Below are 14,615 nucleotides of genomic sequence, written 5' to 3'. Positions count from 1 at the left end.
GTTATCACGGGTAGTGACGGCCGAGGCGAGATCAGACCCGTGACCAGGGCGGGAAACTAGGAGATCGTCACCGTGACGTAATCGACTGGGGTCGCTGGACCTCGGAAATCAAGCCTTTTTCACGGGGGCGAGTCATACGCAGAGCTACGACGGCTTGAGATGCGCGCGCCGCCGATCACGGAGCGACCCGCCGACGGACGAGGTCCCGGAGCGAACCTCTCCCCCGAAGGTTCTCGACGACGGTGTGTCGTAGAAGCGGGAGCGGACGCCGTGGGTGCGGGCCTGGCAGGACTTGGGTGGTGAAGGCCTCGACGGTCATTGCCAGCCATTCGGGGTGGTCTTGACCAGCATGAACGCGGTGACGGGCGGCTCGGCACGGTCAGTGGGCATCCACTGCCTCGGGGAGAACGGCGGGCTTGAGGGTGTCCGCGCACCACTGCGCGAATCCGGTGCCGGTGCGCGGGGAACGGTCCACGCCGGAGTCCAAGCCCAGGTCCTTGGCGCGCTTCATCTCGACCATGCCCTCGACGAACGCCTCGTTGAGGCCGTAGCCGAGCATGGTGGACCGCAGCTCGTCGAGCGACTCCCGCTGATAGCGAACCGGGTGGCCCAGCTCCTCGGTCATGATGCGAGCCAGATCGTTGGGCGACAGGTCCTGCGGGCCAAGAACCGGAACACTGCCGACGCCGGTCCACGTGCGGTCCAGCAGCAACCCGGCCGCGGTCGCGGCGATGTCGGCGACGGCCACCAGCGGGGCCGCGCGGTCCGGGTCGACGGTGTCGGTGAAGACGCCCCGCGAGCGGATCGAGTCGGCCTCCTCGAGCAGGTTCTCGAAGAAGGAGGGGTTGGCCAGGGCGCGGTAGGCGACGCCGGAACCGGCGATCAGGTCGTCCATGGCCAGGGAGGCGGTGACCAGCCCGGCCTGGTCGGCCAGCGGGCTGTCGCGGCCGAGCGCGGAGACGCCGACCACGTGGCTGACGCCGTGGGCGGCGAAGGCCTGCGCGGCTGGGTGGGTGAAGCCGCTGTACGCCTCGTCGGGGGTGAGCGAGCCGTCCGGCGGCACGAGCCAGAACACGGCGTCGGCCCCGGTGAAGGCGCGCTCGACGGTCGCGGCGTCGCCGTGCGAGCCGGTGACCACCTCGACCCGGCCGCGCACGGCGTCAGGGAGCCGGGCCGGATCGCGAACCACGACCCGTAGCTTCTCTCCGCATGCGGGAGCGGCCTCGACCAGCAGTGATAGCAGCCGTCGGCCGATGTTCCCGGTGGGAGCGGTAATGACGATCATGAAACCTCGCGGTCTGTGGTGAATCGGTATGACCACTTGATCGTGCCGACGCCCGCAGCTTTGCCACAATGGGAACTTCAGCATCCAATCATTGCTCGAAACGGAATAACGCAGGTGAGCACGCCACTTCCGAACCTCGATGCCAACCTCGCCGTCGCCCTCGACGCCCTGCTGGCCGAGCAGAGCGTCACCCGTGCCGCCGCGCGGCTGCACACCTCCCCCGCGGCGATGAGCCGCACCCTCGCCCGGCTGCGTCGCCTGCTCCAAGATCCACTCCTGGTGCGGGCCGGACAGGCACTGGTGCCCACACCCCGCGCCGAGGCCATACGAGACGAGGCCGCAGCGGTGGTTCGGAGGCTGGAAGCATTGCTCTCGCCCAGCGGCGGGATCGACCTCGCTGTCGTGCGACGCACCTTCACCGTCCAGACCGCGGACCTGGTCGGTGCGGCGTTGGCGCCCGGTCTGCTCGAACTGGCCCGGCAGCAGGCCCCGGGCGTCACGCTGCGGGTGCTGGCCGAAGAGTGGGAGGCGGGCCCCGCGCTGCGTGAGGGCCGGGTCGACCTGGAGATCGGGGCCATCGACCACGTCGACCCGGAGACCCAGGTCGAAGAGCTGATCACCCTGCGGATGGCAGCCGGCGTCCGGGCCGGGCACCCGCTCACCGAAGGAACCCTGACACCCGCGGGACTGGCCGCGGCCGAGCACGTGGCGGTCAGCCGCCGGGGACGCTTCACCGGCCCGATGGACATGGCCTTGGCCGAGCACGGGCTCACCCGGCGGGTCAGCGTCGTCCTGCCCAGCCACCTCGCGGCCATGGCACTGGCCGCAGCCAGCGACGTCGTCTGCCTGGTGCCGACCGCGCTGCCAGGCCAGCCACCCGCACCACTCAGCGACATGGCACACGCACTGGAACTGCGCCTGCTGGACATCCCGCTTCCGTTGCCACCACTGACGATCGGCATGGCCTGGCACCCGCGCCACACCGCCGACGGAGCCCACCAGTGGCTCCGTGACGCCGTACGGCGGGTACTTCGTCCAGCCGACAGGCCGGGCAGTACTGTGCGGAGTCGCTGATCATGCCCTGGTAGCTGGCATACCAGGGCATCGCGGCCGGGGGTTGTCGAGAACGCGGCGCCGGCTCCGTCCCAGGGGCACGAGCGGCCACGAGAGCCGCGCGACGTGGGAGGAAACCATGACGATCCAGCGGATGGACAACGTCGGCATCGTGGTCGACGACCTCGCTGGTGCGGTCGCGTTCTTCGTTGAGCTGGGCCTGGAGCTGGAGGGTGAGGCGTCGGTCGAAGGACCGGATGTGGACCGCCTCGTCGCGCTCGACGGTGTTCGCTGCGACATGGCGGTGGTGCGGACCCCGGACGGCCACGGACGGCTCGAGCTGATGAAGTTCCGCAGCCCGCAGGCCACCGCCGGTGAGGCGAACGCCCCGGTCAACGCCTTCGGTATCCGTCGCATCATGTTCGACGTCAAGGACATCGAGGGCGTCATTGCCCGGCTGCGCAGCCGTGGCGCGGAACTCATCGGCGACCTGGTGCGGTACGGGGACAGCTACCAGCTCGCTTATATCCGCGGTCCCGAGGGCCTCATCGTCGCCCTGGCCGAGAAGATCAACTGAACCGCACGAGAAAGGACCGCTGACATGGCCGTCGCCGATGACCTCGACCGCGCCACCGACTCCCCCACCGACTGGGTCGCCGAACACACCCACAAGTATCTGGCCTCAGGCGGAACCGAGGGACACGAATCCAACGGTGTGTACACCCTCGTGCTCGCCACGACCGGGCGCAAAACCGGCCTGCCACGCCGCACCTGCCTGATCTACGGCACCTCGGGCGACGACTTCGTCGTCGTGGCCTCCAAGGGCGGCGCTGACGAGGATCCGGCGTGGTTCAACAACCTCCTGGCGGACCCGAGCGTCGGCGTTCAGGTCGGCACCCGGCGGTTGACCGCCCGCGCCCGGGTCGCCACCCCGGCCGAGCGCGAGACTCTCTGGCCCCAGATGGCGGCCATCTTCCCGCTGTACAACGAGTACGCCCAGAAGACCGACCGCGAAATCCCGATCGTCCTGCTCACCCCGCAGGACTGACCCCCGGAAGGACAGGGCAGAGCATGGCTTCGACCAGGTACGACGGGGACACCTGGGACCTGGCGTCCAGCGTCGGCGCGACCGCCACCATGGCCGCGGCGGCCCGGGCGATCGCGACCCGCACGGATCCTTCGCTCATCGACGACCCGTTCGCCGAACCGCTCGTCCGGGCGGTCGGCATCGACCTGCTCACCCGGCTGGCCAGTGGCGAAACACCGCCCGGCGAGGAGGTCGGGCAGGTGTGGATCGACATCGCCAAGATCCGCACCAAGTTCTACGACGAGTTCTTCCTCGACGCGACCGGCGCGGGCATCACGCAGGCCGTGATCCTGGCTTCGGGACTGGATTCCCGCGCGTACCGGCTGCCCTGGCCGACTGGGACCGTGGTGTACGAACTCGACCAGCCGCAGGTCATCGAGTTCAAGACCCGCACGCTCGCGGAGTTGGGCGCCGCGCCCACCGCTGAGCGGCGAGTGGCCGCGGTCGACCTGCGCGACGACTGGCCCGCCGTGCTGCGCGCCGCCGGGTTCGACCCGGCGCGGCCCACCGCGTGGAGCGCCGAAGGCCTGCTGGGCTACCTGCCACCCGAGGCGCAGGACCGGCTGCTGGACACCATCACCGAGCTCAGCGCGCCGGGCAGCCGGGTGGCCACCGAGAACCGGCCCAACCCGCGGCCGGGCGACGAGGAGAAGACGAAGCAACGCCTCAACCGCATCTCCGACCACTGGCGGACCCAGAACTTCGACACCGACATGGTGAAGGCGCGGTACTTCGGCGAGCGCAACGAAGCCGCTCCCTACCTGACCGGCCTCGGCTGGACGCTGACCGGAAGCACCATCCGCGAGCTGCTCGCCGCCAACAACCTGCCGCCCATGGCGGACGACGACCTGCGCATGGGCGACATGCGCTACGTCAGCGGCACCCTCACGTGACGACGGCACGGCACGGGGATCCACTCAGGAATGAACGCCTCGCGTCACTAGGATTGATCAATGGCGTCGGTCAATCATTTCCAGGTCACGTTCGACTGTGCGGAACCTGAGCGGGTCGCTCGTTTCTGGTGCGAAGTACTGGGCTACGTCGTGCCGCCGCCACCGAAGGGATTCGCCAGCTGGGGCGATTTCGACCACTCACTGCCGGCCGAGCGTCGGGGTTCGGCGTTCGCCTGCAGTGACCCCACCGGTGTGGGCCCGCGGCTGTTCTTCCAGCGCGTTCCCGAGAGCAAGGTGGTCAAGAACCGGGTGCACCTCGATGTGCGGGTCGCCACCGGGCTCGTGGGTGAACAGCGCATCGCCAGGCTCGAGGCCGAGTGCGCCCGGCTGGTCGCGCTCGGCGCCACCCGGGTGCGGCTCCTGGTCGCCGACGGCTTCAACGAGTCGTGCCTGCTGATGCAGGACATCGAGGGCAACGAGTTCTGCCTCGACTGAGGACAGGGGAACGGGGCGCCATCGGGGATGACGCCCCGCCGGATCACCAGCTCTTGCCGGCCTGCTGCAGGGTTGCGCGGTTGATGCGGTTGAAGAAGTTGGTCATCGCGATCTCCAGGATGATCGCGCTCAGCTGGTCCTCGGTGAAATGCTTCGCCGCGTCCGCCCAGATCTCGTCGGTGACGCCGGGTGAGCCGTCCTGGATGCGCGTAGCGGCCTCGGTCAACGCGAGAGCCGCACGCTCCGGCTCGGTGAAGAACGGGGTCTCGCGCCAGGTGACCACGTTGTGCAGGCGTTCGTCGGTCTCGCCCTGCTTCTTCGCTGAGGCGACCCCGCCGTAGACGCACGGGCTGCAGCCGTTGATCTGGCTCGCGCGCAGATGGACCAGCGACAGCAGCAGCGGGTCGGCGCCGCCCGCGTTGATGGCTTTGGTGAGATGCTGGATCGCGGTGATCACATCGGGGTTCGGCTTGCTCGCTGTGATGCGTGCTTCCACCGGTCATGCTCCTTCATCGGTTACCTGTGCCCCTCCGGGCCCGTCATCACCCACGACGAAGCCGAACCGAGGAAGGTAACCACCATGTCCGACCCGATAGCCGAGGTGTTCGAGGCCCAGCGCGACCGGCTGCGTGCGGTCGCCTACCGCATGCTCGGCTCGCACGCCGACGCCGAGGACGTGGTCCAGGAGGCCTGGCTGCGGCTCACCCGCCAGGACACGGACACCATCCACAACCTCGCCGGCTGGCTGACCACTGTGGTCGGCCGGATCAGCCTCGACGTGCTGCGATCACGCCAGACTCATCCCCAGGTGTCCTACGACGAGCTCGTGGTGACGGTCGACGACGGTCCCGTGCCCGAGGAGACCGCGGCGCTGGCCGACTCGGTCGGGCTGGCGCTGTTGGTCGTCCTGGAGTCGCTGGGACCGAGTGAGCGGCTGGCGTTCGTGCTGCACGACTTGTTCGCGGTGCCGTTCGACGAGATCGGCCAGATCCTCGGCAAGTCCACCGGTGCCACCAAGATGCTGGCCAGCCGCGCCCGCCGCAAAGTCCAGGCGCCTGGGCAACCGACGACGGCCGGACCTCAACAGCGCGAGGTGGTCCGGGCGTTCCTGGCGGCGGCCCGGGACGGCGACTTCGAGAGCCTGCTGCAGATCCTGCACCCCGACGTGAAACTGACCATCGACACCCCTGGCGGCGAGGTCATCCTCCTGGGCGCGACGAAAGTCGCCCCGAACGTGCGGCTGTCCAGCGGCGGGGTCATGGGTGTGCGGGAGGTGCTCGTCAACGGCCTGCCCGGGATCGTGGCGTGGCGTCCCGACGGCACACCGCTGTCGGTCCTGGCGTTCACCGTGGTCGACAACCGGATCGTCCGCATGCTGGCGGTGGCCAACCCGGCCACGCTTGCCAAGCTGGACCTGCCGGAACCGGTGTGATCAGCCAAGCGCCACGGGCAGGCGCTCGAACCCGCGCAGGATCCGGGTCGATCGCCGGTGCGCGCCCGGCAACAGCCGCAGGTCCGGGAAACGCTGGAAGATCGCGCGCAGGCCGATCTCGCCTTCCATCTTCGCCAGGGAGGCGCCGAGGCAGTAGTGCCGCCCGGCGCTGAACGAGACGTGGTCGCGTGCGTTCGCCCGGCTGACGTCGAACACGGACGGATCGTCGAAGATCTCCGGGTCGCGGTTGGCGCCGGCCAGAACGGTGGTGACCAGGGCGCCGCGGCGGATGGTGACGCCCCGGATCTCGGTGTCGCGCACACACATCCGGCCGGTGAGCAGGACCGGCGGGTCGAACCGCAGGACCTCCTCGACGGTGTTGCTCCACAGTTCGGGCTGCTCGTGCAGCGTGCGCAGCTGGTCCGGGTGCCGGGCCAGCAGCGCGATGCCGTTGCCGAGCAGGTTGACGGTGGTCTCGAACCCGGCCGCCAAGACCAGGCCCGCGGTGGCCTTGAGCTCCCGTTCGGTCAGCCCGACGCCGTCCTCGCGCGCGGCGATCAGCTTGCTCAGCAGGTTGTCACCGGGGTTGGCGCGCAGGGTGTCGAGGTGGCGGCTGAGCCAGGAGTCGAACGCGGCCAATGTGGACTCGACAGTGCGGAAGGTCTTCCACGACAAGCCAAGGTCGAGGCTGGGTGCGGCGGCCTCGCCGAGGGCGAGCACGGTCGCGCGTTCTTCCGGTGGGACACCGAGGATCTCGCTGATCACCGTGACGGGCAGCAGGCCGCAGTAGGCGTCGAGCAGATCGACCGGTTCGCTGGGGTCGAGGCTGTCGAGCAGTTCGTCGGCGATGTCCTGGGTGCGTTGCCGCAGTTGCTCGACCGAGCGGGCGGTGAACACGCGCGTGACCAGTTTGCGGTACCGGGTGTGCTCCGGTGGTTCGCTGACCAACAGCGACGGCGGCTGGGCGGGATGCAGCTGATCGGTGGCCGACCAGGTCGCCAGCCGGCCGAGCAGGCCGTTGCCCGGTCGCAGCCGGGCCGCCTGGAAGGCGTCGCTGGTCAGGATGTCCTTGACGGTCGCGTGCGAGGTGGTGATGTGGCCGATCCTGGTGGTGGCCACCGGACCGCGGGACCGGATGTCCTCGAACAGGCCGGTCAGGTCGGTGTTCGTGGTCGCTTCGATGGCCATCCGGCCTTGCAGGTCGCCTGTGCGCGCGGCCACGCGTAACACCGCGCGAGGCAGGGCGTGGTTGATGCCCCAGCGCATGACGGGTTTGACGTGGTCACCGGCCTGGTCGAGCAGTCGTGACTTCATCGGGCCTCCGTGCGGGCGAGTTCGGCGTCGAGGGCTTCCAGCAGGACACGCATGCCGAACTCGAACTCGGCTTCGTGGTCGCAGACGGCGAGATAGGGGGCCGCCGCCGAGACGGTCGGCAGGCCGGACTCGGCCAGTTCGGTGCGGCGGGCCTCGATCGCCTGCGGGTTGCCGGTGCCGAACGTGGGACCGGCGTTCACCTCACGCATCAGCGTCCCCATCAGGAAAGCGAGGACGGCACGCAGCGCGTGCACCGCGTCGGCCATGGGCAGACCCGCGGTGCACAGCCGGTCGAGGACGATCTCGGTGGGCGCCAAGGCTTGTGACGAGGCGAGCTGGCGGGTCAGGACCAGCGGTGCCGCCCGCGGGTGGTTGAGCATGGTGCGCCGGAACACGCGGGCCATCTCCAGCAGATCGGCGCGCAGGTCGCCGGTCGGCGCGGGGAACTCGGTCGAGGCCAGCACGAGTTCGGTGATGCCGTCGAGGATCGCGTCCTTGTTGTCCACGTGGTTGTACAGGCTCATCGGGTCGACGCCGAGCCGTCGCGCGAGCTTGCGCATGCTCACCTCGCCGATGCCTTCGTCGTCGACGAGGGCCAGCGCCTCGTCGAGCACCCGCTGCCGCGACAGGCCCGGCGCCGCACCGCGCGGCGGTCGGCCGCGACGGGGTGCGGCGGGGGGCGATGAGGTCATGTGGATCAGCATAGGGCTTGTCTTACCTACATCGTAGGTTTATCTTCGGCGTGGTTACCTACAACGTAGATTTAATGGAGGCCGGGCGTGCGGGTGCGGCACCTCAACTGCGGAACCATGCAGTTCCCCGGCGCGCCACTGGTGTGTCATGTCCTGCTCGTCGAGACCGCCAACGGCCTTGTCCTGGTGGACACCGGCTACGGGCTGCTCGACATCGCCAACCCCGGCCACCGCCTCGGGCCCGCACGCGCCTTCGTCCGACCCGTGCTCGACCCCAGCGAAGCGGCGGTCAACCAGGTCGCACGACTGGGCTACTCGCCGCAGGACGTGCGGCACATCCTGCTCACGCACCTGGACATGGACCATGCCGGTGGCCTCGCCGACTTCCCGCACGCCCAAGTCCACGTCTCCGCCGGGGAGCTGGCCAGCGCGTTAGCCGGGCGGACCCTGGGCGAGAAACTCCGGTATCGCACCGCGCAGTTCGCCCATGGTCCGCGGTTCATCGCTCACGAGCCGACCGGTGAGCCCTGGCTCGGCTTTCCCGCGGCGCAGCAACTCGCCGACATCGACCCACGGATCGTCATGATCCCGTTGCCCGGGCACACCCGCGGTCACGTCGCCTACGCCGTGCAGACCGACGGCCGCTGGCTCTTCCACGCCGGGGACTCCTTCTACGACCGCAGCGTCGTCGACGGCCGCGGCCGTCAGCCGCTCACCCTGACGCTCCAGGAACGCATGATCGCCTTCGACAGCCGACGCGTCCGCGACAACCACCGGCGGCTCGCCGAACTGGCGCACCACCCGGACGTCGACGTGTTCTCGGCCCACGATCCGACCCTCTTCCACCGCCTCGCCCGAAAGGCACTGTTGTGTCCGAACTAGACTTTCCCGCCCCCGACGTGCTGGCCGCCCGGCAACGGCTGGTGCTCGACCACTTCCGCGACGAAGTCGCCCAGGACTGGGACTCCACGCTCTCGACCTTCCGCACCCGCACTACGAACTGATCGCCACCATGACCGTGCACGACGGCGACAACGCGGTCCGCGGCTACTACCACGACACCCGGGTCGCGTTCCCCGACCAGCGGCACGAACTCATCGCACTGCGCCACAGCGCCGACGCCGTCATCGTCGAGTTCTGGCTGATGGGCACCCACCTCGGCCCGCTGGGCAGGATTCCGCCGACCGGCAGCCGTTTCCGGGTCCGCATGACGGCGTACTTCATCTTCGACGCGGGCGAGAACCTGGTCTGCGAACGCATCTACTTCGACACCCTGACCATGCTCAGACAGCTCATCGGCGGCCTGGACCTGAAGAGGCCCAGGAACATCCTGCTCGCGCTGAAATGCCTGCGCGGCCTGCTCGCCATGTCGGCCGACACACCCGATCCCCGCCTCACCGACACCACCGAACCCGCTCTCGCCAGCCGGTGAACCTGTAGGCGGTGGCCCTCAGCCTGAACTTCCGGTGGTGTCCCTTGTGGCGCACCCCTGCTCGGGTTCAGCGCGACCGTCCACGTCTACCCTGAGGGCGTCTGACCTGCGGAAACGTGCTGAAGGGGCGGTGAGCGGCGGAGGAGGCCCGGCTAGGGGATCAACCCCGGCGGCGTCCAGATCGGGCCCCTCCGCGAAGCTCAGCCGTTTCGCCTGGGTCAGAGGGCTACCACAACGCTGTTGGTGCCGTCCGGGACGGCCTCCGGGTCGTCGAACCAGTGGCCGCCGTGGCCGAGGTAGCGGAACCGGATCTCGGTGCCGGCGGTGGTGGTGAACGAGGCGGAGCGGGTGCCGTTGGATCGCTTGCCCAGCACGTGCATGCCCGGCGTCCAGTCGTTGAAGCAGCCCACGACACTGACCGGACCGTCGTGCACATCCGCGGGCAGCACCCAGGTGACGGTCACCTGGCCGTTCTTCGTGCGACGCGTCTTGATCATCGAAGTCCCTTCAGGGGAAGGCGGTCCGCGCCAGCGAATCACATGTGCGTCACACCCGATCGGGTCACCCCGCACCTGACCTGCACGCTTACTCTGCGCTCATTTCCTTACCCTGAAGTGGGTACTTCACCGCCGGTGCCGATCTTCCTACCGTAACGGTGTGCTTGTGGAGATCTGGAGTGACGTCATCTGCCCGTGGTGCTACATCGGCAAGGCCCGGTTCGACAAGGCCCTCGCCGGGTTCGAGCACCGCGACGAGGTCCGCGTGGAGTTCCGGTCGTTCGAGCTCGACCCGGCGCGGACCGGCACCCAGTCGATCGAGCGGATGCTGACCGAACGCTACGGCCCGCAGGCCGCGCAGATGGAGCAGAACGTCGCCGAGCTCGCCCGCGCCGAAGGCCTCGGCTACCGGACCGACCGCGAGGTGGGCAACACGTTCGACGCCCACCGCCTGCTGCACCTGGCCCGCGAACACGACCTCGAGAACGACCTGGTGAACACCCTGTTCGCGGCCAACTTCGCCGAAGCGCAGCCGTTGTTCACCGGCGACACGCTCCAGGAGATCGCGGTGAAGGCCGGGTTGCCCGAGGACGAGGTCCGCCGCGTGCTCGACGACCCCGCCGCGTACGCGGACGCCGTGCGCAGCGAGGAACGCGAAGCCGCCGCGCTGGGCGCCACCGGGGTGCCGTTCTTCGTGTTCGACCGCCGGCTCGGTGTTGCCGGCGGCCAGGCCGTGGACGTCTTCGCCCGAGCCCTACAGCAGGCTTGGGGCGAGTAGACCCTGATCGCGCAGGTCGGTCCAGACCTGCTCGGGCACGTCCACGCCGAAGTCCTCGACGTCCTGGCGCGCCTCGCCGGGTGAGCTCATCCCGACGACGATGCCCGCGACCACCGGGTGCCGCAACGGAAACGCCATCGCGGCCTGCCGCAGCGTCACGCCATGCGCCTCGCAGACATCCGCGATCCGGTGTGCCCGCTGGATCATCTCCGCCGACGCGGGCTGGTAGTCGAAGTGCGCGTCCGGGCCGGGACGCGGGGTCGCGGTCAGGCCGGAGTTGAAGATCGACGCGGCGATCACCGACACGCCCCGCTCCGCGCAGGCGGGCAGGAACGTCTCGAACGCGCCCTGGTTGAGCAGCGTGCACCCACCGGACTGCATGATCACGTCCACATCGGTCTCCTTGACCAGCGTGGTGAGCATGGATGTGTCGTACATGCCCGCGCCGATCGCGCGCACCAGGCCCTCGTCGCGCAACTCCGCCAGCGCGGGATACCCGTCGCGCAGCGCGTCGTCGAAGCAGTCCTCGGCGTCATGCAGGAACAGCACGTCGAACCGGTCGACGCCCATGCGTTCCAACGAGTCCTCGACGCTGCGTCGGACCCCGGAACGAGTGAAGTCCCGTACCCGGTAGTGATCGGCCGGGACGTGGAACCCGACCGGGTCCATCCGCCCCTTCGCCTCCTGCGGCACCAGCAACCTGCCGACCTTGGTCGACAGCACATACGAGTCCCGCGGCCGCTGGCGCAGGAACTCGCCGATCCGCCGCTCGGAATGGCCGAGGCCGTAGTGCGGTGACGTGTCGAAATAGCGGATCCCGCCGTCCCACGCGGCGGCGAGCGTCTCGGCGGCCGTCGCGTCCGCCATCGGCGCGAACAACCCCGCCATCGGGCCGCCACCGACTCCCAGGCGCGTGATCTCCACAGCGGTGCGCCCGAGCCTGTGCTTGTGCATCCCCAGTTCCTTCCCGTGCTGAACTCCCGCCCACGGTGCCACAAACACGCTGGTACAAGCGCTGCATTAACTGGCCGAACTACGTCACAAGATCGAATGCGGGTCACCGGGCAGTCGCCGGCTGTGATCAACAACGGCGGGATAGTGGCTCGCGATCCCGCGCCCCGGCCAGCTCGGGGCAACCATGGTGTTGTCCGGTGCGCAAGAGTCGTTTGCCTCTCATTCGGGGATTTCCGGCGAATTGGCAACAGGCTCTGGCGTTGCGCGGGAACGGCGTTCCAACAGCTCACGTTCGGCCGCGTTGTCCGCGCGGGCGATGGCCTCGCCGTACGCCTCGGCGGCTTCGGCGGACCGGCCGAGGCGGGTGAGCAGGTCCGCGCGGATGGCGTGGAACAGGTAGTAGTCGGTCAGGTTCAGCTCGTCCACCACCCTGAGCGCCGCCTGCGGTCCCTCGACCTCCGCCACGGCGACGGCTCGGTTGAGCGCGACGATCGGGGTCGGGGTCATGGTCAGCAGGTGGTTGTACAGCTGCAGGATCTGACCCCAGTCGGTGGTTTCCGCGTCGGGGGCGTCGCTGTGCACTGCGTTGATCGCGGCCTGCAGCTGGTACGGACCCGGCTGGTTGCGGCGAAGGCATTGCCGCACCAGGGTTTGGCCTTCAGCGATCAGGTCACGGTCCCAGGCGCCGCGGTCCTGGTCGCGCAGCAGGACCATGCCGCCGTCGCCGGTGGTCCGGGCGGTGCGACGGGACTCGATCAGCAGCATCAACGCCAGCAGCCCGGTGACCTCGGGTTCGTCGGGCATCAGCTCGGCCAGCAGGCGGCCGAGCCGGATCGCCTCGGCGCACAGGTCCTCGCGGATGAGCCGGTCGCCGGAGCTGGCGGTGTACCCCTCGTTGAAGATCAGGTAGACCACGGCCAGCACGGACTTGAGCCGGTCGGGCAGGTCGGCCTCGTAGGGCACCCGGTAGGGGATCTTGGCGTCCCGGATCTTGCCCTTGGCGCGCACGATCCGTTGCGCCATCGTGGGTTCCGGCACCAGGAAGGCGCGGGCGATCTCCGGCGTGGTCAGCCCGCCGAGCAGCCGCAGGGTCAGCGCCACCTGGGCCGGCACGGCCAGCGAGGGGTGGCAGCACGTGAAGATCAGGCGCAGCCTCTCGTCGCGCACGGCACCCTCCTCCACTGGCTCGTCGTCCTGGGCCTGCAACAGCGCTGCCTGCGCGTACTTGTCGTCGCGGGCAGCCTCACGCCGCAACCGGTCGATGGCTCGGTTGCGGGCGGTGGTGATGATCCAGCCGGCCGGGCTGGGTGGGACGCCGTCGGCCGGCCAGCGCTGCACAGCCGCGGTGAACGCGTCCTGGACGGCCTCCTCGGCGATGTCGATGTCGCCGAACACCTTGACCAGCACGGACACCGCGCGGCCGTACTCCGCGGTGAAGATCTCCGCGACGCGGCTCGTCATCCCTGGAACGGCCGGATCTCGATGCTCAGCGGGCTGAGCACCCCCGCGAGCCTGCTCCCCCAGCCCATCGCCTCGTCCAGGTCGGCCGCCCGGATGATGGTGAACCCACCGAGATGCTCCTTGCCCTCGGTGAACGGCCCATCGGTCACCAGCACATCCCGCCCCCGCGCCTTGAGCACCGTGGCACTGCTCGGCGGCGTCAGCCCCGCCGAGAACACCCACACCCCCGCGTCCTTCATCTCCCGGTTGAGCACATCCAGCTCGGCCTTGATCCCGGCCAGCACGTCCGGCTCCGGAATCGGCCCGTCCGGCTGGTAGATGCTGAGCAGGTACTGCTGCTGTGTCATCGTCGATCCCTCCTGTGGCCGATCATGCACCGTTCACACGAACACAGCCCACCGGGATCGACAGTTCCGCCGACGAGATTTCAGAGTCTGCCGGTCTCGACGACGGTCTTGAGGTCGGCGAGGAGTTCGGGCCAGCCGCCGCTGAAGTCGCGTTTGCCGCTGACGGCCTCCAGCATCGGGCTGCCGGGCTCGAACCCGTCGTGGGTGACGGTGAGTTTGACGGTGGCACCGTTGGGTTCCAGTTCGAAGGTCACCCGGGACCGCGGTTCCTTGAGGTGTTCGGCCAGTTCGGCCTCGTCCCAGCCGAACAACTCGGCGTGCGCGGGCTGGTAGAGGTGCCAGCTGTAGGACAGCAGGGTGTACGGGTCGGCGGCGAGGACGCGCTGGCCACGGTCCTTGAACTCGCCGGTCTCGCTGTCGGACATCAGCACCGGGGACCCGACCTGCCAGTCCGACCGCAGCGCCACCCCGCCCCAGTAGCGGCGGGTGAACTCCGGCTCGGTCAGCGCCCGCCACAGCTGTTCGGGGGTCGTGCGGATGTAGCTGGTGTAGCTGAACGACGTGTCGCTCATGGGGGTGGCCTCCAAGGCTTTCTGCAGATCGGCGAGGGCATGCGCGCGCTCACGGTCGTACTGGTGGATCCACCGCTCGGCGATGGCGTTGATCGGCATCGCGTTGAGGTAGTGCAGCTTCTCCCGTCCACGCCGGGTGGTGGTCACCAGCTGGGCCGCCTCGAGCACGGCGAGGTGCTTGCTCACCGACTGCCGCGCCATCGACAGCCCCTCGCACAGCTCCCGCAACGTCTGCCCGTTGCGGCGGTTCAGGCTGTCGAGCAGCTGCCGCCGGCTGGTGTCGGCGAGCGCCTTGAACACCTCGTCCATGCCGCCTCCAATAG

19 protein-coding genes are annotated in these 14,615 nt (G+C 69.2%); 10 read left to right on the top strand and 9 right to left on the bottom strand.

What is annotated here, in order from left to right; genetic code table 11:
• Nucleotides 1-379: 379 nt before the first annotated feature.
• Nucleotides 380-1,285, bottom strand: a complete 906-nt coding sequence (locus AB0J95_RS14115) for an NAD(P)H-binding protein (protein WP_364756992.1) — start codon at nucleotides 1,283-1,285, stop codon at nucleotides 380-382.
• A 114-nt stretch (nucleotides 1,286-1,399) separates the two neighbouring features.
• Here AB0J95_RS14115 and AB0J95_RS14110 point away from each other — a divergent pair, with 114 nt between their 5' ends.
• The 5 genes from AB0J95_RS14110 (at nucleotide 1,400) to AB0J95_RS14090 (ending at nucleotide 4,813) form a co-directional block, all read left to right on the top strand.
• The gene (locus AB0J95_RS14110) at nucleotides 1,400-2,359 is read left to right on the top strand and encodes a LysR substrate-binding domain-containing protein (protein WP_364756990.1); all 960 of its coding nucleotides are present in this window, start codon (nucleotides 1,400-1,402) and stop codon (nucleotides 2,357-2,359) included.
• 118 nt (nucleotides 2,360-2,477) lie between these two features.
• Nucleotides 2,478-2,915 carry a VOC family protein gene (locus tag AB0J95_RS14105; protein WP_364756988.1) on the top strand — a complete coding sequence of 146 codons (438 nt, stop codon included), beginning with the start codon at nucleotides 2,478-2,480 and terminating at the stop codon, nucleotides 2,913-2,915.
• A gap of 24 nt (nucleotides 2,916-2,939) precedes the next feature.
• On the top strand, nucleotides 2,940-3,386 hold the full coding sequence (locus AB0J95_RS14100) for a nitroreductase family deazaflavin-dependent oxidoreductase (protein ID WP_364756986.1): 447 nt from the start codon (nucleotides 2,940-2,942) through the stop codon (nucleotides 3,384-3,386).
• A gap of 23 nt (nucleotides 3,387-3,409) precedes the next feature.
• Complete coding sequence (locus AB0J95_RS14095) at nucleotides 3,410-4,318, top strand: class I SAM-dependent methyltransferase (RefSeq protein WP_364756984.1); 909 nt, start codon at nucleotides 3,410-3,412, stop codon at nucleotides 4,316-4,318.
• Between the two features lie 60 nt (nucleotides 4,319-4,378).
• The gene (locus tag AB0J95_RS14090; RefSeq protein ID WP_364756983.1) at nucleotides 4,379-4,813 is read left to right on the top strand and encodes a VOC family protein; all 435 of its coding nucleotides are present in this window, start codon (nucleotides 4,379-4,381) and stop codon (nucleotides 4,811-4,813) included.
• A gap of 43 nt (nucleotides 4,814-4,856) precedes the next feature.
• Here the strand turns inward: AB0J95_RS14090 and AB0J95_RS14085 are convergent, their stop codons facing one another.
• Nucleotides 4,857-5,309 (bottom strand): carboxymuconolactone decarboxylase family protein, encoded by a 453-nt coding sequence (locus AB0J95_RS14085; RefSeq protein ID WP_364756981.1) that lies wholly within the window; start codon nucleotides 5,307-5,309, stop codon nucleotides 4,857-4,859.
• An 84-nt stretch (nucleotides 5,310-5,393) separates the two neighbouring features.
• Here AB0J95_RS14085 and AB0J95_RS14080 point away from each other — a divergent pair, with 84 nt between their 5' ends.
• Nucleotides 5,394-6,245 (top strand): sigma-70 family RNA polymerase sigma factor, encoded by an 852-nt coding sequence (locus AB0J95_RS14080; RefSeq protein WP_364756980.1) that lies wholly within the window; start codon nucleotides 5,394-5,396, stop codon nucleotides 6,243-6,245.
• Here AB0J95_RS14080 and AB0J95_RS14075 read toward each other — a convergent pair whose 3' ends face one another.
• The gene (locus tag AB0J95_RS14075) at nucleotides 6,246-7,559 is read right to left on the bottom strand and encodes a cytochrome P450 (RefSeq protein WP_364756978.1); all 1,314 of its coding nucleotides are present in this window, start codon (nucleotides 7,557-7,559) and stop codon (nucleotides 6,246-6,248) included.
• Complete coding sequence (locus AB0J95_RS14070) at nucleotides 7,556-8,251, bottom strand: TetR/AcrR family transcriptional regulator C-terminal domain-containing protein (protein ID WP_364756976.1); 696 nt, start codon at nucleotides 8,249-8,251, stop codon at nucleotides 7,556-7,558. Before AB0J95_RS14070 ends, AB0J95_RS14075 begins: the two co-directional genes overlap by 4 nt.
• Nucleotides 8,252-8,338: 87 nt before the next feature.
• On the opposite strand from AB0J95_RS14070, the gene AB0J95_RS14065 reads away from it, so the two are divergent.
• The 3 genes from AB0J95_RS14065 to AB0J95_RS14055 are packed head-to-tail and all read left to right on the top strand — an operon-like array spanning nucleotide 8,339 to nucleotide 9,683.
• A complete protein-coding gene (locus tag AB0J95_RS14065) occupies nucleotides 8,339-9,133 on the top strand; it encodes an MBL fold metallo-hydrolase (protein ID WP_364756974.1) in 795 nt (264 codons plus the stop codon).
• Nucleotides 9,121-9,255, top strand: a complete 135-nt coding sequence (locus AB0J95_RS14060) for a hypothetical protein (RefSeq protein ID WP_364756972.1) — start codon at nucleotides 9,121-9,123, stop codon at nucleotides 9,253-9,255. Before AB0J95_RS14065 ends, AB0J95_RS14060 begins: the two co-directional genes overlap by 13 nt.
• An 8-nt stretch (nucleotides 9,256-9,263) precedes the next feature.
• On the top strand, nucleotides 9,264-9,683 hold the full coding sequence (locus tag AB0J95_RS14055; RefSeq protein ID WP_364756970.1) for an ester cyclase: 420 nt from the start codon (nucleotides 9,264-9,266) through the stop codon (nucleotides 9,681-9,683).
• A gap of 218 nt (nucleotides 9,684-9,901) precedes the next feature.
• Here AB0J95_RS14055 and AB0J95_RS14050 read toward each other — a convergent pair whose 3' ends face one another.
• Complete coding sequence (locus AB0J95_RS14050) at nucleotides 9,902-10,180, bottom strand: isoamylase (protein ID WP_364756968.1); 279 nt, start codon at nucleotides 10,178-10,180, stop codon at nucleotides 9,902-9,904.
• A 160-nt stretch (nucleotides 10,181-10,340) separates the two neighbouring features.
• Between AB0J95_RS14050 and AB0J95_RS14045 the strand changes: the two genes are divergently transcribed.
• Nucleotides 10,341-10,958 (top strand): DsbA family oxidoreductase, encoded by a 618-nt coding sequence (locus AB0J95_RS14045; protein WP_364756966.1) that lies wholly within the window; start codon nucleotides 10,341-10,343, stop codon nucleotides 10,956-10,958.
• On the opposite strand, the gene AB0J95_RS14040 is transcribed toward AB0J95_RS14045, so the two are convergent.
• From AB0J95_RS14040 to AB0J95_RS14025, 4 genes are all read right to left on the bottom strand, one after another.
• Nucleotides 10,935-11,912, bottom strand: coding sequence for an aldo/keto reductase (locus AB0J95_RS14040; RefSeq protein ID WP_364756964.1), 978 nt, complete (start codon nucleotides 11,910-11,912; stop codon nucleotides 10,935-10,937). The genes AB0J95_RS14045 and AB0J95_RS14040 overlap by 24 nt on opposite strands.
• A gap of 219 nt (nucleotides 11,913-12,131) precedes the next feature.
• Nucleotides 12,132-13,373, bottom strand: a complete 1,242-nt coding sequence (locus tag AB0J95_RS14035) for an RNA polymerase sigma factor (RefSeq protein ID WP_364756963.1) — start codon at nucleotides 13,371-13,373, stop codon at nucleotides 12,132-12,134.
• Nucleotides 13,370-13,720, bottom strand: a complete 351-nt coding sequence (locus AB0J95_RS14030) for a YciI family protein (RefSeq protein ID WP_364756961.1) — start codon at nucleotides 13,718-13,720, stop codon at nucleotides 13,370-13,372. Before AB0J95_RS14030 ends, AB0J95_RS14035 begins: the two co-directional genes overlap by 4 nt.
• A gap of 80 nt (nucleotides 13,721-13,800) precedes the next feature.
• Complete coding sequence (locus tag AB0J95_RS14025) at nucleotides 13,801-14,601, bottom strand: metalloregulator ArsR/SmtB family transcription factor (protein WP_364756959.1); 801 nt, start codon at nucleotides 14,599-14,601, stop codon at nucleotides 13,801-13,803.
• Nucleotides 14,602-14,615 lie beyond the last annotated feature (14 nt).

The sequence above is a fragment of the Actinocrispum sp. NPDC049592 genome (assembly GCF_040675465.1).
Taxonomy (GTDB): domain Bacteria; phylum Actinomycetota; class Actinomycetes; order Mycobacteriales; family Pseudonocardiaceae; genus Kibdelosporangium.
The sequence above is the reverse complement of the archived record's forward strand: the minus strand, read 5'-3'. Positions and strand labels throughout refer to the sequence as shown.